The organism is Verrucomicrobiia bacterium (genome assembly GCA_035765895.1).
Lineage (GTDB): Bacteria > Verrucomicrobiota > Verrucomicrobiia > Limisphaerales > DSYF01 > DSYF01.
In genome coordinates, this window is sequence record DASTWL010000065.1 from 1 (window position 1) to 20276 (window position 20276).

Consider the following 20276-nt stretch of genomic DNA (forward strand, 5'->3'; position numbering starts at 1 on the left):
CTTGCCCACGGTCCAGCAATCGAAGAACTCGTCCATCACCAGCAAGCCCAGCCGGTCGCACAGGTCGAGAAACTCGGGCGCCACCGGATTGTGGCTGGTCCGAATGGCATTCACCCCCAGCTCCTGCAGCCCCTTCAGCCGCCGCTCCCAGACGCTCAACGGCACGGCGGCCCCCAGCGCGCCGCCGTCGTGATGCAGGCAGACGCCCTTGAGCAGCACCTTGCGACCGTTCAGGACAAAGCCTTGCTCCGCGGTAAACTTCGCGTCGCGGATGCCGAAGGCCAGCGTTTCTTCATCGAGCGTCTGACCCGCTGTGTTTACCTGCACCACGGCCGTATGCAAATCCGGATGCGTGACATCCCAAAGCTGCGGCGCCCAAGGCAGCGTCACGTCGAACGACACATCAGCCGTTTTCCCGGCGCGAACCGTCACCAAACCAGAATCACCCGAACACGCGTAACGCCCGTCCGGCGCCGAATGCGGCGGTCCCTGAATCCGGGCGCGAACCGTGATTTCCCGGTCCTGGCCCGACGTGTTGCACACGGTGGTTTGCACCCGGATGACGGCCCGGTTGGTTTCAATGACCGGCGTGGAAATGAACGTGGCGTGATCATCAAAATGCACCGGGTCCGTGGTCACCAATCGCACATGCCGGTAGATGCCCGCGCCGGAATACCAGCGGGAAGCCGGCTGCGCCGACGTGTCGGCGCGCACCGCGAGCAGGTTCGTGGCACCCGCCTCAAACTTGAGCTGCGGCGTGAGTTCGTAGCGAAAACTGACGTAACCGTTGGGACGATGGCCAAGCCGGTGGCCGTTGATCCACACGTCGCTGTTCGCCATGATGCCATCAAACTCGACGAACACACACTGCTTTGCCGCACTGGCCGGCAGGGTGAACGCCTTGCGATACCAACCCACTCCCGAGGGCAGAAAGGCCCCCGCCCCGCCCGTTTTGTTCGTCTTCGCAAACGGGCCTTCGATGCTCCAATCATGCGGCAGATCCAGCGTGCGCCAGGCGGAGTCATCGAACACGGCCGCTTCCGCGCCCTTTGCGTCGCCTTTGAAGAAGCGCCAGCCGGGATCGAAACTCAGGCTGGTGCGCGGCATCGTGGCCGCCGCGACGGCCGCGGATGTTTCGGGCGCCATGTCGTAACCGGAGCCATTCCCGCCGTCGGCCATCGGATTGCGGTTCGTCTGCGCTCTGGCCGCCAGCAGTCCCAGTGAGACGAGCAGCGCCGTCAAAATCCGGCAGTGCAACCGGAATCCCAACCGATTGGGGAAGGACGAAAATCGCCATGTGCCCGGCCCGAGTGGTGTCATTTGCTTCAGAGCCTCGCCACAAAACGCGGGGCTGTCTTGTCACCACTTCTGGCGACAGCGACAAAAGATTTTGCCCGAGCCGGGTCGCAAGCGCTCGCCTCACGGCTTCACGCCACGCAGCGTCACTGTAGCCGGCTTGAGCCCCGCTGATTCCGCAATCAACGTGATCTTGCCGGGCTGGCCAGCCTTGGCGCGCACGATGACGAGCGCGAGCCCGTTGAAAGCCTTGCGCTGCGGTGCCTGGAAGGATTCAAAGCTCGTCGCGTCGCCGTTGTCGGTGGCGACAATCTCACCCGGTCCCTCGACGCGGAAATGGATTTCATTGTTCGCGCGCGGCACCATGAGTCCGGCCTTGTCGGCCACCTTCACCGTGACGAACGACAAATCCCGGCCGTCCGCCGTCAGCTTCGCGCGGTCGGGCGACAGGAGGAGCTTCGTCGCCGGCCCGGTTGTTTTCATCACGTCGGTCGCCCACTTTTTGCCGTTCTTGTAGGCGACAACCTTGAGTTCGCCGGGTTGATAGACGACGTCGTCCCACCGCAGGCGGTATTCGAGCGGCCCCTTCTTTTTCCGGCCGAGCGATTTGCCGTTGAGGAACAGCTCCGCCTCGTCGCCGCTGGTGTAAACGTGGACGGGCGTCACCTGCCCCACGCGTTCGGGCCAGTTCCAATGCGGCAGAATGTGCGCCATCGGGAAGTCCGGCCGCCAGTGCGCCTGATACAGGTAATAGCGATCCTTGGGGAAGCCCGCGAGATCGACGATGCCGAAATAGCTGCTGCGCGACGGCGTGCGAATCCGGCCCAGCTCCTGCAGTTCTTTTTCGGCGCGCGCCTTGTCGGCGGGATTCGAGTAGTTGTTCAGGTTGCTCAGGTCCGCGTTGTAGGGCGTGGGCTCCCCGAGATAATCGAACCCGGTCCAGACGAACTCACCCGCCACGAACGCATTCTTATCCTGCCCGCGAAACTCCGTGTCCGGCGGCATCGCCCAGGGCGGGGCATACAAGTCGTAGGAGCTGACTTGAAAATCCGCCAGGCCCTTGGACTTGTCGTTGCTGACGGGGAAAAAATATTCGCCGCGCGAGCTGACGCACGACGAGGTTTCGCTGGCAAACAGCGGAATGCCCGGATTCGCCGCGCGGAATTTTGCGTATTCGCCGGGTTTGTAGTTGTAGCCGAACACGTCCACAATCTTTTGAAAGCCGTTGTAACCGGCCTCGGTGTGGTTGCAACCCGCCGTCACGGGCCGCGTGGTGTCCTCGCTGTGGACGATTTCCGCCAGGTCGCGGGCCACGTTGAAATGGCCGGGGTTCGCCTGCTCGGGAATCTCGTTGCCGATGCTCCACAAAATCACGCACGGATGGTTGCGGTCGCGCCGGAGCCAGGCCCGCACGTCGGCTTCGTGCCAGTCGTTGTAGAGCAGGTTGTAGTCGTTGCGCTTCTTCCGCATCTGCCACGCATCGAAGGCCTCGTCCATGACGACGAAGCCCATGCGATCGCAGAGGTCCAGCAGCTCGGGCGCCGGCGGATTGTGGCTGGTGCGAATGGCGTTGCAGCCCATCGCCCGCAAAATCTCCAACTGCCGTTGCAACGCGCGGGTGTTGATGGCGGCGCCGAGCGCCCCCAGATCGTGGTGGTCGCAAACGCCGTTGAGGCGCAGCCGCTCGCCGTTGAGCAGAAACCCGTTGTCGGTCGTGAATTGAATCGTGCGAATGCCAAAGGGCGTTTCCACCTGGTCAACGACCTGGCCGCCCTGTTTGACCGTCGTCACGGCGACGTAGCGGTTCGGCTGGGCCACGCTCCACAGCCTGGGCTTGGGAATCACCATGGTTTCCTCCGCCAGCGAAGCTTCGCCCGGTGCGATTTTCAATCCGCCCATAAGCATCGTGGCCACGGCCTTGCCCGTGCGTTTGCCATCGGCGTTCAACGGGTAAAGCGCTGTTTCGACGTCAGCGTCCACGTCCTTGGCGAGGTTGTTCTGCACGTCGACCTTTACCAGCACACTGGCCGAGGCGGCGTTGACCTGCGGCGTGGTCACAAACACGCCCCAATGCCCCACATGCAGGGGCGCCGTCTTGACGAGCCAGACATTGCGATAGAGGCCGGCGCCAGGATACCAGCGGGAGGATTCCGGCGGCGTGTCGAGCCGGATGGCGATGACGTTCTCCGCGCCCGCCTTCACGAACGGCGTCAAATCCACCTGCCACGACGCATAACCGTAAGGCCAGCCGCCCACGAACTGGCCGTTCAACCACACGCTCGCGTAAGACATCGCGCCGTCCACATCGAGGTAGATTTGCTTGCCCGCGTCGGCGGCGGGCAGCGTAAAGTGCTTGCGATACCAGACCGGCCCCCACCACTTCAGCTTGCCGGTTTCACCCGGGTATTCCTGCTGGAACGGGCCTTCAATCGCCCAGTCGTGCGGCAACGTCACGGCGCGCCAGTTGGCGTCCGCAAAGTCCGGCTGCGTGTAGGCCACGTCGGCACCGACATTGCCCTCGGGACGGGTCGCGCGCTGGGCTTCATCCGCCTTGAACGGCGCCGCCGTCGGCAGCAGCCACGGCTTGAGCGTGGCGTAGCTCAGTTGGTTGGTCACGCCCGCCGGATCGTCCTTGGTGAACCGCCAGCCGTCGTCGAAGGAAAGGCGTTCCCGCCCGGCCCAGGCCGTGCACAACCCGGCCATCACACAGGCGAGACTTGGGAAGACAACCAAACGGACGAAAAGCGGGCGAAGGGGATTTGTTGGGCGTCGCATAGTTCGGCCTTTGATGCAGGAATATCGCGCCGAATTCAATGTCCAAGTGTGCTGGACGCGCATGTTCGGTTGGGATGTAGTTCAAGGCGCCCGCCGCAAGCCTTCGGCGCGCACCACCCACTGGCCATTGTCAGGAAAGCCCGGTGCGTTTCGTTGCGGCGCACCGTCCCAACCGGCGGCCATCATGGCGGTGGCGTAAAGCAGGCCACCATTGCCGGGCAGATACAGCGGCAGATTGGGACGCTGATAATTATGGCCGTTGGCCAGGAAATGGTTTTTTGGCGTGTCGAGAAACAACGCATCCAAGGCCCGCTCGGGTTCACCGACGCGCGCGGCGGTCATGGCCAGCACCGGATAATCCCAGCCCCACGTGCTGGGCCAGTCCCACGTCTGCCAAACGCGGTCGAGCGTCGCCCGCATCGTGGCCGGCTGGATCAAATCCGTCGGTGGCAGCACCCCGAGTGCGCATAACATGGACGGATGATCGTGCGTCACCGTGTAAGGCGGCGTTTCAATCGCCGCGTAAACGCCGTCGCGAATTGTAGGTTGCGCCAGGTGCGCCGCCACATCGTCCCATTTGACCTGCGGCGGCAGCCCCAGTTCCCGCCGCCACGCCCGCGCCACGTTCAGGGCCCACTGCCAGTAGGCGAGTTCGTAGGTGGGATTGAAAATCTTCGCCCGGTCCTTCCCGTAACTTTCCTGGGCCGGAATCACCGGCGGCCCGAGCACGTAACGATTCCCTGCCCGGTCCCAGACCGCGTAATCCGCCATGAAATCAGCGGTTTCAAACACGAGGTCGCGATACTTTTCCAGCGTCCGGCGGCCCGGATGCGCGCGTCGCAACAGTTCGGCGTAGAAGATGGGATGCGGCTGTTCCCAGATGAGAAACGCCGCGATGCTGCTGGGCGACTGGTCGCCGGCCGGATCAGTCATCTTCGGCCAGCGCGCGCCGACGTAGCCCTGCGAATGGGCCAGTTCGCGCGCGGCCGGGAGAATCTTCTGATACCACGGCAGGCTGCGTTCGAGCAGGGCCTCGCGTCCCCACAACGCAAAATGCGCGGCGTGCCACCAGTGCATTTCGAGATGCGGTTTGCCGAACCAACTGTTCTCCACCAACCCCGTTTCCTGCGGCGGCATCGAACCGGCGCAGTTGATGGCCGTGAGGTATTGCGACAGCACAATGCGCCGTTCCAGTTCAAACCAGCGCGCGTCCTTGCTGCCCGACAGGTCGATGGCGCCGCCGTCCTTCCAAAACTGCACCCAATGTTTTGCCGCCGCCCGTTTGACCGCGGCGAAATCCGGCAGCCCGCCAATCTTCGGCTGCGGCGAAAACGCGGCCACGAATTCCAGCGCCGTCACTCCGCCCCTGCCGGTCGCGGCTTCCGCTGAGGCGGCCAGGATGAACTCGTGCGAGCCGGCGGTTTCCAGAGTCGCGCCCCGGCTGAACGCCAGCGCGACCGAATACGTCGTCGCGTCCAACTGCCGGGCAAAATCCACGCGCCGGCCATGACGCGTCAGGCGCGTTTCATGCCGCTCCGGATGATTCCAATCGTCCGCATTCAACCAGTCGCCCGCCGCGTAGGGAAAGGCGAGACGCACGCGGAGTTGCGGCGTGGCCAGCAACGGCGACTCGATGCGGACGGCCATCAAGTCGCGCTCCGGATGGCAGACAGTCAGCACGCGCACCGGCTGGCCGTCCAACGTGAAGCGGCTTTCCAGCAAGCCGGACCACAAATCCAGCGTCTGCACCGGGGCGGCCAGGTTCGTGATGGCCACGGGCGAACCATCCGCATGCTGCAACCGCAGACCGATGCGCGCCAGATCCAGCCGGTGCGGGTTGGCCCGCAACCACTGGCTCGCCGCGTGCGCGCGCGAGGATTTCCCGGGATCACTTTCGCCGTCCACCGCGCCGTCGGCATACGGCACCGGCCGGCCGTGGGTGTCGTAATTCACCAGCACATCCTTCAGCGTAAAGTTTTCCGGGTTCGGAAAACTATGCCAGCCCCACTGCGACATCGTGGCCAGGCGCATGCCTTGTGCATGGAACTCCGGGAACGTTTGCAGGCCCGTGATGTCCGCCGTGAAGGCAAACTCGCCGTTGCCGACCGACAACGGCGTGAGCGGATCGGCGCGGGTCAGGACGATGTTGTGCCGCGTAACCAGCGCGTGCCGGTCGATGGGTTCAGCGGAGGCATTGCGGGCCGCGGCCCCGGTGTTGAGGGCGGCCAGGAGAAGAACGAAGGCACGCGTTGCACGAAACGGAAACATGCCGTCATGAGGCCGGGTGAGGCCTACTTGAAGTTTGCCGCGCATGGTTTTCAGACGCACTTAAATCCCTCGTGTTCAATTCACGTGAGACATTTTCAACAGCCTGCCTAGCAGCTCTGGCGGGAGTCTGGGCGAAGGAGCGGCCAGCGCGAGAAGGGGCGAGGGCAGGAAAATCTCAGTCACCGAAGGGGATTAACGCCCATGCTTTTAACACCTTCATCACACACTTCAATCTGAACATCGTAACTATCTATTGCGTTTACGTCCGTTGCTACAAAATGATATTCGTTGCTGACCATGTAACTGAATTTCATGTGGTCAAATACCGCAATGCGTCCGGTATTTGAGTAGGCTAAACCTGACGTAATACCAAATTCTCCGCCTGATAGCATTGTAAGACTTCTGGAGCCTGATGGCTTGCTCACTATAAAAGCGAGGCGGCGCCTGTCTGTGGAAAGAAGCAATCCAATCTTACCGTCGGGCGCCCAACACGATAAATCGAACTCACGCTTCACTTCCTTAGGAACCGACTTTGACTGGTTTGCCTCATTACGATTATTATCAATTGAATTTACTGATGTGCATCCAGAAATGATAAAGATTGCCGATAACAATGCCAACCAGACTTTATCCACCTTCACGATTGCTTTCATGTTAAAAGTATAAAAGAAAATATTCATCTTTGTAGTTATGAAACTAGCCCATTAAGAATTGCTATTGGATACCACTCACCCTGGCGATAAGACGTCTGGCCGTTCACCGCCACTGAATTGGTCACCAGCGCCATCCCCATTACATCCACGACCCCGGCCACGGTCCGATTGGTGTATTGATTGAGCAGGGTCACGGTGTAGTTATTCGTTTGCAGATTCTGACCGTTCTGGTCGCCACCCGCCCGAGTCTGCTGCCGGTTCCCGAGGTCGTCAAAAGCATATTCAATACGGCGCGCGCAGCCGGAAGAACAGGCTGCCGTGGGCGGGGTCGAATGGCAACGTGAACCGGTTCGTTTGCGTGGAGTCGGAGAGGATGAACCAGTTCGTGCCCAAGCCGGCGCCGGGCGCGTTGGTCTGCGCCTGCAAGACCCAGCCGGTATGGTCCGACGGCCAGAGCAACTGCAACTGACCGGCGTTCGCCGTCACGCCCAGTTGCGGCGGACTCGCGGACACCGGGCGGGCGGCGACGGGCGCGGAATCAGCGCTTTCGCCCGCTACGTTGAGCGCCGACACCGTGAAGTAATACAGCGTGCCGTTGGTCAGCGGCGCGCTGACCACGCTGGTTCCGGCCACGTTCGTCAGCGTGGTGTAAGGACCGGCCGGCGCCGGGGCGCGTTTCACGTGGTAACTGGCCGCGTTGGGGGCGGTGGTCCATTGCAGCTCCACCTGTGCATCGCCAGCGAGCGCCATCAGATTCGCAGGCGCGGCGGGCGGAACAGTCAGCTGGGAAATTTCCGCCGCACTCAACGCGCGGTTGTAAATGCGCAACTCATCCACCGCGCCGGCCATGCCGGGATCGCTCCACTGCGACCGGCCCAGGTAGTTCGACACGGTGTTGCCCAAGGTGGAAGGCCGCAGCGTCATCGCGCTGTTCGTTCCCACCGGCGCGCCGTCCACATAAAGGATGCCGACCGGGCCCGTAAGCGTCACCGCCACGTGATGCCAGACGCCGGTCGTCAGCACCGTCGGGCAGTTGATCTGTTCCTCGCTCCCGTTCGAGCGCCGCGTGATTGCATAGCGGACGGTGTTGCCGCCGTAGCTCGCCGGGGTCAGGAACATGTAGGTGCCCGTGCCCGAACCGAAATCGAAGACGCGCGACCACGGGACCAGCGTGTCCAGCTTGACCCACGCGGCGATGGTGAAGTCGTTCAGGTTGCTGACCACGCCCGTCGGCAGGCGCACGAAGCCATTCGCGGTGCCGTCGAGATGAACGGCGTTGCCCGACTTTCCGGCCACCCAATTCGCCCCGGAGCCGAGCGCGGCCGCGTTGGTGCCGGCATCATCCGCAGCCGTCGAGCCGTCGGTCTCATCGAACGTCCAGTGCGCGTAGAGGTCGAACGGGTGCGTGGTCACGACGGATGAATTGCCGCTTTCGCCCGCGACGTTGACCGCCGACACGACGTAGTAATACGGCACGCCGTTCGTGACGGTGGCATCGGTGTAAACGGGCGCCGGCACGCCGCTGGCAATCGTGATAAACGGTCCGCCGGCGGCACCGGAGCGTTTGACGTTGTAACTGGCCGCGGCGGGCGAACCGCTCCACGTCAGGACGACGCGCGCGTTGTCCGGCCGGGCTGCCAGTCCAATGGGCGGGGACGGCGCGTTCGCGACCGGACCGTCCAGTTCGAGGCAGTCGTAAGCCCAGCTCGCGCTCAGCCACGGGCCGAGGTCGCCCGAGCCGCTCACGGGATTGATTTGCAGTGTGTTCTGCCCCACGACGAGCGCGCTGGCCGGAATGTTGAACGTATAGAGGTAATTATTCTCCCGATACGTGCCGACGGTGATGCTGCGCGTCTTAGGCTGCGACGGCGCGCCGGAGTAGGACGAGTTCCAACTGTTGACGGTAATCTGCGGGCGGCCGCCGTTGTAGGCGCAGGTCGTGCCGAGGCGCAAGGTCAGCGGCGTGATTTGATTCGCGGCCAGGTTGAATTGGATGACGGCGGGTGAGTTCGTGCCGCGGAATTGCACGCACGGAAACTGGCTGGCGCTGTTGCTCTCGATGACGAAGGGCCACGGCGCCCAGTTGCTCATCCGCACGTCCGACGGATGCATGGTCGTGAGCCGGTCGGCGTTCAACAGGCCGGCGGGCGTGCCGTCCCATTCGCCAAGCTTCCAGATGAACGTTGGCGCGGGCGCGGTCGAAACGAGATTCAACGTGTTCGTCATCCCCGCGCTCACGCTCACCGGCGCGGTGGCCACGGCGAGTTCCTGTTTGTAAAGCGTCGCCGTATAGGTGCCCGGCAGCATCAACAGCGAAGTGAAACCGCCGTTTGTCCCGGCCACGGTCCAGTATTGCGCCTGCTCGTTCGCGAAGCCCACGACCGGCTGAAAGCCTGCGGGCACGCCAGCGACCGTGCCTTTGACGATGCCGCGGCCGGCGGCGGGAACCCATCCGACCAGGTTCAAGCCGCCGGTTTCGATCCAAGAATAATCCAGATTGGTTTCCGGTAGTCCGCCGCCGGTGAACACCAGCGCATACGGGCCGTTCAGGATGTTGGTGCGAAACGGCTCGGTCTGCCCTTCGCCGTAGTTGATGATGTAGGTGATTTCCTGGTCGGTGCCGCACTGGTTCAACAGGCTGCGATAGAAGGGCCCGCCGGAATCACCTTCGTGACTGCTCCGGTCCATGAAGACGCCGACGTTGTTGCCCGTCGCGCCGATGAAGGCCCAGTCCAGCAGGCGCATGTTGGAATAATGCTTCGAGCGCGTGGTGCCGTCGGCCATGCCGAAGATGTCGCCGGATTCGATGGCGCCGGTGTTGTTGCGGATGTCCGACGGCGGCGGACCGTTGGGCAGCAGGCTGGACGGGATGCGGACGATGAACCGGCACAATGCCTGCGCCTCCGGCTCCTGCGTGAAATGCGTGGCCATGTAGATGACCGGATCGCCGTTCCGCGCCAGGTAGTAATGGGTCAACACGCCCTGCCCGCTGGCGGGGTCGCCGCTCACGACGGTGATTTTGAGGTGGTTCGTGCCGTAAACCGTGGCGCTGACGGTCACGAGGTTGGTGTAGTTGTAAATCCAGTCGAAGCCGGAGTTGATCTGCGAGCCGCGCGACTGGTCCTGATACTCGACGCCGTTGTAAACCAGGCTCATCAGGTCGCCGGCCGACTGCGTGCTCGAACCATTGTCCGTGCGGCGGACCTTGAAGACCAAACCGGCGCCGGTATCCACCTGGTAATAATCAGCCGCCGTGGTCAGCCCAAACGCGGCTCTCACCTCCCCCGAAATCAAAAGACCGGCGGCCAGCGCGAGGACAAACAAAGCCAGCCGGCATCGCCGGATGCTTTCCTGCGCGGTTCGCCACCGTGAACTCATGAAAGCCAATGACACGACGAATGAAGGTTAGTTCACGCCGCGGGCGCTTTGCCGGGGCGATGGGTTGCTCGGGCCGGCGGCGGTGCGCACGGCGGTGTCCTCGGGCGCGCTCACCACTTCGCCATTCACCCGCACGTTGACGAACTTCAGCCCTGTCGCGTGTTCCACGGTGAAGCCGCTGGCCGCGTCGATGCTCACGTTCTCCAGCGTCACGTTGCGGAGCGGGCTTTCGGGAAGGCCCACCAGCCGGCCGGCAGACTGGCAGTGCGTCGCCCTGAGGTTGCGCACGGTGATGTCGCGAAACACCGGCGTGCCGATCTCCGGCGGCACGGGCGTGCGAAATGCCTCGGGCAGCCACGTCTTGGCCAGCGCGTTCATGTTGAAGTTGAACACGGACGCAATCCCGTCCGCCTCGATGTTCTCGTAAACGATGTCCTCCACCACGCCTCCGCGGTCCATCTTCGTCTTGAACCGCACGACTTCCTGACAGCCGTCTTCGGCCCGGCAATCCGACACGCGCACGTGGCGAATCCCGCCCGACGTCTCGCTGCCAATGACGACCAGCCCGGCGGCGTGGCCCACGCGGCAGTTTTGCACCACCACGTTCTCGGTGGGCCGGTTCACCCGCAACCCGTCGGCGTCACGGCCGGCCTTCAAACAAATCGCATCGTCGTCGCAGACAATGTCGCAGTTCGTGATGACCACGTTGCAGGTGGAATCGATGTCAATGCCGTCCGAACTGGCCGCCTTCACGCCGTCGTGGTGGGCCCGCACCTTGAGGCCATCCACCAACACGCCGTCGCAATAGGTCAGTTGCAGGTGCCAGAAGGCGGAATCCTTCATCAACACGTCGCGCACGGTGACGTTTCGCGAGCGGATGATGTGCACGAGCCGCGGCCGGCCAACCTTGAAATGCGGGTCGAGGCCGTCCGGTTCGGCGCGGCGCACGCCCCAGTATTCCTGCCACCAGCGCAGACCCGAGCCGTCGATGGTGCCCGGGCCGGACAACACCAGATTGGTGACCGAATCCGCGTTGATGAGCGCCGCGGGCCATTTCATTTCCAGCCCGGCAATGCGCGTGTTGATCCACGGATAATCGTTCGTATTTTCGGAACCCTTCAGCACGGCGTCCTGTTCCACACACAGGTTCACGCCCGGCTTCAAGAAAATCGAGCCGGTGACAAACGTTCCCTTGGGCACCACCAAGGTGGCCCCACCCGCCGCGGCGCAACGGTCAATGGCCCGTTGAATCGCGGCCGTGTTGAGCGTCCGGCCGTCGCCGACGGCGCCAAATTCGGTGATGCTGCGCCGCGCGGGCGCAGCCGGTGTGGCTCGGGTGCAGCCAGCCAGCAGTCCGCCGAGCACCAGCCCGGCCAACAATCCCTTCACGCTCACTCTGCCAATCATTGCTGCCACTTTCACTTGCTCCCGTTGCCTGCGGTTTGGGCCGGCGCCACTTCGACCGCATAGACCTGCGGCGAACCGTCGAAATTCCCGCGGAACACGATCCACTGGCCATCGGGAGTGAAATGCACATTCGGCTCCAGTTGGTAATTGTGCCCGGCCATGTTGACGAGGTGCTCGCCGCGCAACGTGCCATCGGCCTGCGGCGTGAACAGCCAGATCCATTTGCCGTCGGTCGCATGCGCCACGTTGCCGGGACCGCCGCCATCCCCGGCAAACCGGCGTTGGTCGCGGGAGATGTTGTAGTGCACCGACCATTCATCCCGCGCCAGGGGGTAACGCGTCTCGCGACCGGTGGCGAGATTCACCCCGGCGAGGAAGAACGTCTGGCCGCGCGGCATTTGCAGGTCGAACCACGCCGTCCTGCCATCCGGGCTCCAGAATTCGTGGCCGGCGATTTCCATTGGCATGGTGCGGGAGTGCATGAGGCGGAGTCCGGAACCATCCGTGCGAATCTGCCAGATGCGGTCCACCAGATGCCACGGACCTTCATGACAAAACATCAACAAGGTCGGATCGGTGGGCGAAAACTGCACGTGCCCAAGCCAGCCTTCATACCGGTAAAATGAATGCGTCCGGCCGGAACTCACATCCACCGTGAACAGTTGCTGGGGACGCTTCGCCGCGAAGATCGTGTTGAACCATTCCGATTTGGGCCGGCCGCGCGTCTCGATGCGCGGGCCGGACTCCACATAAGTCCCGGCGAGCAGGGTTTCGTCGGCGTTCAACGTCGAGATGTGCCAGCCCGGCGGCAGCGTGGCGACGACGCGGGTGGCCTTGGTGTCAATGTCGGTGGCGCAAACCTCCCGACCGCGTTGGTAATACACGCGGCGGCTATGCCGGGCTACCACGCCCTGCCCGGCACCCGCCTCAGTCAGCGATTCGAGGCGCAGCGTCTCGAGATCCACGCTGTAAAGGCGGTTGCTGGCGCCCGCCTGGGTGTTCTCAAACACCATCTTGTCCCCCGACGGCGTGAACGCCTCCTGATGAAAGTAGAAACTCTGGCTTTCACCGGGCAGGCGGGAGAGTCGGATGACCCGATGGCCTGTCGCGGGGTCAATCCAGTCATCGCGCAGTCCGGCGGTTTTGTCCGCTGCACCGGTGCGACAGCCCGTCACCGTGATGAGCGCGCTCAGTCCGGCGGCGCCGAGAACAGCGATCGTTTTCACCAGCCGCCTTTCTTCGCCCACGGATTGTCCGTGCGGAACGACGAGGCCGGCAGTCCGGCGCCATTGGCCAGGTTCGGCTGCGCCAGTTCATGCCATCCGAACCGCACCGCTTTGGGCGAGGCGACCGCCGGGCTCGACACCACAACGGAATCGCCGTCAATGCGCGCGTTGGCCGGGACAAACCGGCCGTCTGCTCCCGCGATGGTGAACGAATTCAACGGCTGTCCGTCCCGGGCAACCAGGCCGGCATCGGTCCCGCGAAACCTGACAACGATCCGGTCGGACTGGATCCGCGCGCCATCAAACAGCGGCCCGGTGCAGACGACGTTTCTTTGCCCATAAGTGCGGTTCAATGCGAGCAGTGCCAGGCGCAGGCCCACGTCCTGTTTGTCCGTGGGATGAATGTCCTTCAAATTGTTGACGGTGTCGGTGATGACCGCCATGCCGGTGTGCGGCAGTCGGAGGCAATGCGTCTGCGCTTCCCAAATTTCAGGCAACTCCTCGGGAGAGACAACGCGCGGCGTGGGGCGGTTGCTGTAATACGAGTAAGGCGCGAGTTGCACGTAGTAGAACGGAAAATCCCCCTGCCTCCAGAGTTTGCGCCAGCCGCGGATGAGCGCCTCGAACTTGGCTGCGTAGGCGTCGCCGTCATTGACATCCATGCAGTTGGATTCGCCCTGATACCAGAGCACGCCGCGCAGGGCGAATGGTTTGAGCGGCGCAATCATCCCGTTGTAGAGCACGCCGGGCATCGTGTTGACGAGCTTGTTGGTGCCGGGAGAAAACCCGGCCAGCGACGCCACCGCCGCAACGGAGCGGAAACCCTCCGGCGGCGTCCAGGGCTCCACGCGGGTGCCGCCCCAGGCAGATTCAACCAGGCCGATGGGCACTCCGAGTTCCTGGTGCAGCTTGCGCGCAAAAAAATAGGCCGCCGCCGAAAACTTCAGTGCATCGAGCGAGTTGGAACTGCACACCGTCCAGGTTCCCGCCACATCCGACGCGGGCGTCGCCGCCATGACGCGTTGCGCCTTGAAAAGACGGATGTCCGGGTAAGCATCGCCGGTTGCGAGTTCCGCCTCAAAATTTCCCACCGGCTTCTGACCGCGCTGGAGGCCGATGGGTTTTTCCATGTTGGACTGCCCCGAACAGAGCCAGACTTCGCCGACCAGCAGATTGGTCAGGGTAATGACCGAGCCGTCGCCCGAGATGGTCATTGTTGCCGGCACATTCGCGGTTGTGAGCCGCCGCAATCGCACCTGCCAGCGGCCGTTGGCATCCGCCGTGGCTCGCCGCGTCTGGCCGGCAAAGACCACTGTGACCGGCGCCCGCGGCGTGGCCCATCCCCAAATGGGCACCGGCTGGTCGCGTTGCAGGACCATGTTGCTGTTAATTACATGCGGCAGGGAGAGCGCTGCCCACGCGGAAGCCGCGAGGCCCAGAAAACACAACCACCCCACCGACCGGATCGTAAAACTTCTGCTCATGCGTTTTGATGAACCACACCCGTCGTCCGACAAAATCGCGCTTGGACCAGTGATAAGGCATATCGTGTGCGCGGCTTGGCTCGGCTGTGAAACTAACCGGAAGCGGGGGATTTCGTAGTCGCCAAAATTGGTGAGTGGGTGGGGTATCCGTTCGAGCCGCCTCACGCCCGCGACCTGGCAGCAAAAAAACGGAGCCGGTTCCATAAGAACCGGCTCCAGCATTACCCCAACCCCTGGGGCGACGCGGAGTCACCTTTGGACGCCCGCGTCCCGCCCCTGACACTATTCCTTTCGGCGGCCAAAGGGAGTCGCCAATTCTGGCGACCCGCTCAACCGAGATGCCACGGGGAACGAAATCCGCGGGACAGCAGTTTGGACGCTTCTGGATCGCCGAGAATGACTTCCTTGGCCACGCTCCAACGAATCTTCCGCCCCACCAGCATGGAGATGAGCCCCAGGTGGCCGGGGATGGTCGAGTGATGCGCCACTTCGGCCGGGGTGATCGTGGGCTTCCGGGATTTCACACTCTCGATGAAATTGCGCTGGTGGTTGGATGATTTGATGAGCTTCACCTTGCGCAGTTCGTCCGGCACGTATTTCCAATCCTTCCATTCGGGATTGGAGGCGTCGAAACCGCCGCGATCCACCCAGACCCAGCCGTCGGTGCCGATCCACTTCGTGCCGCTCCGGATGTCCGCGTGTCCGCCGGCCATCGTCATGGTGATGTTCTGCGGGTATTGCAGCTCGATGCGATACTTGGTGCAGGTGTTCCAAACCGCCTTGGGATCGGGAAATTCACCGTGGCCTTCGATCTCGGAGGGCCCGTTGTAATCGAAGCCCATGCCCCAGTGCGCAATGTCGCAATGATGGCCGACCCAGTCCATCAACTGGCCGCCACCCGTGTTGTAATTCCAGCGCCAGTTCATGTGAACGCGCGCCTGGATGTAATCCTCCATCTGCGACGGGCCGATCCAGAAATCGTAGTCCAGTTCCGGCGGCGGCGTGCTGGCGGAAAGCTTCCACGCATCGGTGCCGGGCAGCACCTGCGCCGGGCTCGTGATTTTCTCCGGCAACCCGGACAGCTTTTGCAGGAACGCCGGCTCCGTGCCGGCAAAATCATGGTGCCCCGCGGGCAGACCGACCTCCACGTGCGTGACCTTGCCGATCATGCCGTTGCGGACGATTTCCGCCGCCTTGTGGAAATTGGCGACCGAACGCTGCCACGACCCCGTCTGCCAGATGACCTTGTGCTTGTGCACGGCGCGCACGATGGCCTGCTGTTCGGCAATTGTCTTGGCGAGCGGCTTCTCGCCGTAGATGTCCTTGCCGTGCTTGGCCGCCTCAACAGCCACCAGCGCGTGCCAGTGATCGGGCACGGCGAGCATCACGGCATCGATGTCGCGGCGGGCCATCAACTCGCGGAAGTCATGATACGCGGCGCAATCCTGATTGCCGTAGTGCTGGTTGATCGTGTTGACGGCGCCAGCGAGATGGTTCTTGTCGAGGTCGCAGGCCGCAACCACCTGGCAGTCCGGCAGGTCAAGGAATGCGTGCGTGTTGCTCGGGCCCATCATGCCCCAGCCCACCACGCCCAAGGTGATGCGCTCGGACGGGGCACGGCGGCGTCCGCCCGCGCTGGCGCAACCGGTGAGAATGGTCGGTGCGGCGAGGGCGGCGAGACCGGTGGTGGCGATGAAATGACGACGGCTGAGCTGCTTCCGGGGAGGGAGGTGTTTCATGGTTGCGACATGACGCCCCAAACCCGCCGTTAATTCGAGCAAAAAAATACACGCGCCCGGCGAAGCCACCCCGGCGATTTGCAAATTGGAAATTCCCAATCCGCGCCCTACACTCCGGGCCACATGAACAAGCGGTTTTATTTGACCACGGCGATTGACTACGTGAACGGCGCGCCGCACCTCGGCCACGCCTACGAAAAAGTCATCACCGACGTGATTGCCCGGTCCCGGCGCAGCCTGGGACAGGACGTTTTTTTTCTGACCGGCATCGATGAGCACGGCCAGAAGGTGCAGCAAGCCGCGCAGGCCGAGGGCAAGTCGGCCCAGGCCTACTGCGACGAGCTGGCGGTGATCTGGCGGAGCTTCGCCGGCAAACTCGGCCTGGCCAACGACGATTTTGTCCGCACCACGGAAGCCCGGCACAAACACGTCGTCAGCGCCATTCTCACCAAACTTCATCAACAGGGTGACCTCTACAAGGAAGCTTACCGCGGCTTTTATTCGGTGAAGGAAGAGACGTTCCTGACTGAAAAGGACCGCAATCCGGACGGCACGTGGCATCCCCAATGGGGCCAGGTGAACGAACTGGTTGAGGAAAACTGGTATTTCAAAATGGGCCAGCATCAGCAATGGCTGATTGACTACATCGAGGCCAATCCGCAGTTCGTGCAGCCCGATTACCGGCGCAACGAAGTGCTCGGCTTCTTGAAATCCGAGACGCTCGAAGACTTGTGCATCACGCGGCCGGCCTCGCGGTTGAGCTGGGGCATTCCCCTGCCCTTCGACCCGGAATACGTCACCTATGTCTGGTTCGATGCGCTCACCAATTACATCACCGTTCCCGCTTCGCTCGGCGACCCGGCAATCTGCGGTCCGCTCAACCTGACGCCCAGTCCGGGCCTCGTGCCCGCCTCGCTCTGGCCGGCCGACATTCACGTCATCGGCAAGGACATCCTCAAATTCCACGCCGTCTATTGGCCCATCATGCTCAAGGCCGCAGGACTGGCACTGCCCGGGCAAATCCTCGCGCACGGCTGGTGGCAGAAGGAAGGCGCCAAGATCAGCAAGAGCACGGGCAACATCGTGGATCCCCTCGCCGTCATTGATGAATGGGGGCTCGATGCATTTCGCTTTTACGTGCTGCGCGAGCTGGCCATCGGTCCGGACGGCAACTGGACCGACGCCGGTTTTCGCGCCCGCTATCAGGCAGAACTGGCCAACGGCCTTGGCAATCTCGTCAACCGCTCGCTTTCCATGCTCAAGCGCTATCGCAATGGTGTGGTGCCCGCGCCAGCCGGCGACCTGGCCGCCGACGCAACCAAGGCCGTGGCCGACGTCCGCGCACAATTGCAACAGCACGAATTGCAGGCGGCCCTGCAAAGCATCTGGGGGTTCATCACCCGCGCCAACCAATACGTGGACCAGACGGCGCCTTTCAAACTCGCGAAGGATCCCGCCCAAGCCCGGCGCCTCGACGAAGTGCTCTACAACCTCGCCGAAGCCTGCCGCGTTATTGCCGTGTTGCTGTGGCCGTTCCTGCCCGCCACCGCGACCCGGATTTACGAGCAGCTTGGGCTGGCCGGCGAGCCCAACCAGCTCGCCGCCGCGGCCTGGGGCGTCTTGTCAGGCGGTCACGCCATCGGCGCCCCCGCCCCGCTCTTTCCGCGGAAGGAAGTTTGACCCGGCATGAACGGGTTGCTGGCCATCGCCGTTGCTGCGCTGCTCGCGTGGCCGGCGGCGGCACAACCCGCTCCTCACCTGAACCTCCCGCCACGGCCAGCCGGGGCATTGGGAGGAGTGGAGCTGGCCAATGAAGTCCGCGATCTGGACTTGCCGCAACGCGAAGCCCGGCTCTTTCAGGAAATCACGTCCGGCAACGTGCCCAATGTTTTGCGCACGCTGCAACCAGTGACATTGACCAATGAAACGCGCGGCATCCGGCACGTGCTCACCTGCTGGGTGACGCCGGATTACCTCGCCGTGGGCGACGACACCAACTTTCTGCGCGTGCCATTGACGCCCATGACCGCCCAGCAAATCGCCGACGCACTGGACTGTTCGTTGCCGACGTCCGCGATCGTGGACGCCATCTGGCGCACCGCTGCGGTGAAGCTCGAACCGCAGCCGCTGGCGCCCGGCCCGGCCATGACCACGGTGGCCGCGTTCATCGAGCATCAGGCGCAGATCCAGGCGCAGTTGGGCACCCGCCGTGGCCTCATTGCCGGTCAAAAAAAGGACGTCGTGCTCGCGCCGCATGATCCCAACCGGGTTGCGATTTATGGCTGGCACCGCTTGAACGGTCAGCCCATCCAGCCGCTTTTCACCAAACATGCCGCCACGTGGGCGGATTACAGCCACGGCATCCGGCTCGTGGCGAAGGCAGCCCTGCTCGACGGCCTGCCGGTGCGTTTGCCTGACGTGCTGACGAATGCGCCCCGCTACGCCACCACCTGGCCGCCGGGCACGAAGCCGAATGCCACTAGCACCAACGCACCGACCGTCACAACAACCAATCGTTTTGGTGAACGCGAAAGCGAGTTCACTCTCGATCCGGAGGTGCGTGTCCGTCTCAATGTGCCCGCCGATGCCGCTCCGGCCACGAATGAGTTGCTGGTCCTGTTTGCGCTGCCGAACGGCAACACCATCGAGCAAACTGCGGGCCGCCGGACGCACGACACCAACGAATGGCGTTATGACATTCAACACATCGCGGCGCAGACGCGCTTTGTCCGGGCGACGTTGCCCGGAACGCGCCTGGGCGTGGCTTACCTCGAAGCCGGGGGACTGAGCTGGCCCGCGTGGCGCAAACGACACGGCAACGCAGCGCTCCCCGGCATCGTCCAAGCCGTGCGTTCGGCGTTTTCATCCAACGATGACGGGTTCGTGCTCAGCGCACACAGCGGCGGCGGCAGTTTCATCTTTGGCTATCTCGAATCGGTTGCCAGCCTGCCTCCCGAACTTCACCGCATCGCCTGGCTCGATGCCAACTACGCCTACGACACAACCAAACATCGGGATAAAATTGTCAACTGGTTGCAGGCCGACGCGGACCGCCGGCTGCTGGTATTTGCCTACGAGGATTCCGCGGCGCTGCTCAACGGCAAACCGTTTGTCAGTGCGGCGGGCGGCACGTGGGGACGCAGTGCGGCAATGCGCGAGGATTTCGGCCGCCAATTTGGCTTCATCAGCCGGACCAACGACAGCCAGCGCACGGAATCAACCGCCGATGGCCGCATCGCATTTTATCTGCGCACGAATCCCGAGCGGAAGATCTGGCACACGGTATTGGTGGAACGCAACGGCTTCATCCACGCGCTGTTGGCCGGCACGACGGAGGAGAATCAGGGCTACGCCTACCTCGGTGCACGGGCGTATGCGCAATACATTGCCCCTTGATTTCCGGCCGCTTCCCGGAATTCGGAGTGCCTTCAAATGAATGACGCGAGTCGCTTTGACCTGAATTCAGCCCGAACGTCGCCGCCGGTCACTCAGGCCAGCTTCAGAAAGGCCACTTCGACGATCAAGTCCGACGCGATTTTTTCCAGTTCCGCCTTCAATGCGGCCACGTTGGCGGAGACCGGAACGAGCACTCTGGCCCGCGCCTTGAACAGCGTTTCGCCCGACATCGCGGCGCTGACGCATTCCGTTTCCAACTCCTCAACGTTCACACCGTGCCGGGCCAGGGCGCTGGTGATTTCCTGCACGATGCCAGGCCGGTCCTGACCGATGAGTTCCAGTTGGCGCGACTCGGCGGGAACGGGCGCCGCGGTGGTCTGGTCCGGCTGCACCACGACGGACAGGCCCCGGCTGGCCAGCCCGCTCAGCGCCCGCGTCAAGGCGGCTTCGGCTTCCGCCGGAACCTGCACGCGGAGGATGCCGGCGAACTGGCCGCCGAGGCGTGACATCCGGCTTTCCAGCCAGTTGCCCTGATGCTGACGGACCAGGCGGGCGACGGATTCGACGAGGCCCGGCCGGTCCGGTCCGATGATGGTCATGACGAGCGTGCGTTGCATGCCGTGGTCTTACGCGCTCGCCCGCGGGGTGGCAAGG

The 20276-nt window shown here is 63.3% G+C and carries 12 protein-coding genes; 2 read left to right on the forward strand and 10 right to left on the reverse strand.

The features are described 5' to 3' along the window. From VFV96_13180 to VFV96_13220, 9 genes are all read right to left on the reverse strand, one after another. Positions 1–1242 (reverse strand): glycoside hydrolase family 2 TIM barrel-domain containing protein (locus tag VFV96_13180; protein ID HEU5071352.1); only part of this gene is annotated, 1242 nt, incomplete at its 3' end. 177 nt (positions 1243–1419) lie between these two features. Further along, positions 1420–3999: a beta-galactosidase GalB gene (gene galB / locus VFV96_13185; protein ID HEU5071353.1), complete on the reverse strand. Its 2580-nt coding sequence runs from the start codon at positions 3997–3999 to the stop codon at positions 1420–1422. A gap of 153 nt (positions 4000–4152) precedes the next feature. Then, positions 4153–6384: a hypothetical protein gene (locus VFV96_13190; GenBank protein HEU5071354.1), complete on the reverse strand. Its 2232-nt coding sequence runs from the start codon at positions 6382–6384 to the stop codon at positions 4153–4155. Positions 6385–6518: 134 nt separating this feature from the next. Further along, on the reverse strand, positions 6519–6992 hold the full coding sequence (locus VFV96_13195; GenBank protein HEU5071355.1) for a hypothetical protein: 474 nt from the start codon (positions 6990–6992) through the stop codon (positions 6519–6521). Between the two features lie 282 nt (positions 6993–7274). Continuing rightward, positions 7275–10370: a rhamnogalacturonan lyase B N-terminal domain-containing protein gene (locus tag VFV96_13200; GenBank protein ID HEU5071356.1), complete on the reverse strand. Its 3096-nt coding sequence runs from the start codon at positions 10368–10370 to the stop codon at positions 7275–7277. Between the two features lie 27 nt (positions 10371–10397). After that, positions 10398–11759 (reverse strand): glycoside hydrolase family 28 protein, encoded by a 1362-nt coding sequence (locus VFV96_13205; protein ID HEU5071357.1) that lies wholly within the window; start codon positions 11757–11759, stop codon positions 10398–10400. A gap of 29 nt (positions 11760–11788) precedes the next feature. Continuing rightward, positions 11789–13003 carry an oligogalacturonate lyase family protein gene (locus tag VFV96_13210; protein ID HEU5071358.1) on the reverse strand — a complete coding sequence of 405 codons (1215 nt, stop codon included), beginning with the start codon at positions 13001–13003 and terminating at the stop codon, positions 11789–11791. Further along, positions 13000–14487 carry a sialate O-acetylesterase gene (locus VFV96_13215; GenBank protein ID HEU5071359.1) on the reverse strand — a complete coding sequence of 496 codons (1488 nt, stop codon included), beginning with the start codon at positions 14485–14487 and terminating at the stop codon, positions 13000–13002. Before VFV96_13215 ends, VFV96_13210 begins: the two co-directional genes overlap by 4 nt. Positions 14488–14816: 329 nt before the next feature. Beyond that, positions 14817–16226, reverse strand: a complete 1410-nt coding sequence (locus VFV96_13220) for a Gfo/Idh/MocA family oxidoreductase (GenBank protein ID HEU5071360.1) — start codon at positions 16224–16226, stop codon at positions 14817–14819. Between the two features lie 123 nt (positions 16227–16349). Between VFV96_13220 and metG the strand changes: the two genes are divergently transcribed. Together metG and VFV96_13230 are read left to right on the forward strand one after the other, a co-directional pair. After that, entirely contained in the window at positions 16350–17906 is a 1557-nt protein-coding gene (gene metG, locus VFV96_13225) for a methionine--tRNA ligase (protein HEU5071361.1), read from the forward strand. Between the two features lie 6 nt (positions 17907–17912). Beyond that, positions 17913–19622 (forward strand): hypothetical protein, encoded by a 1710-nt coding sequence (locus tag VFV96_13230; GenBank protein ID HEU5071362.1) that lies wholly within the window; start codon positions 17913–17915, stop codon positions 19620–19622. A 92-nt stretch (positions 19623–19714) separates the two neighbouring features. Here VFV96_13230 and VFV96_13235 read toward each other — a convergent pair whose 3' ends face one another. Next, a complete protein-coding gene (locus VFV96_13235) occupies positions 19715–20239 on the reverse strand; it encodes an ACT domain-containing protein (GenBank protein ID HEU5071363.1) in 525 nt (174 codons plus the stop codon). Between the last annotated feature and the right edge of the window lie 37 nt (positions 20240–20276).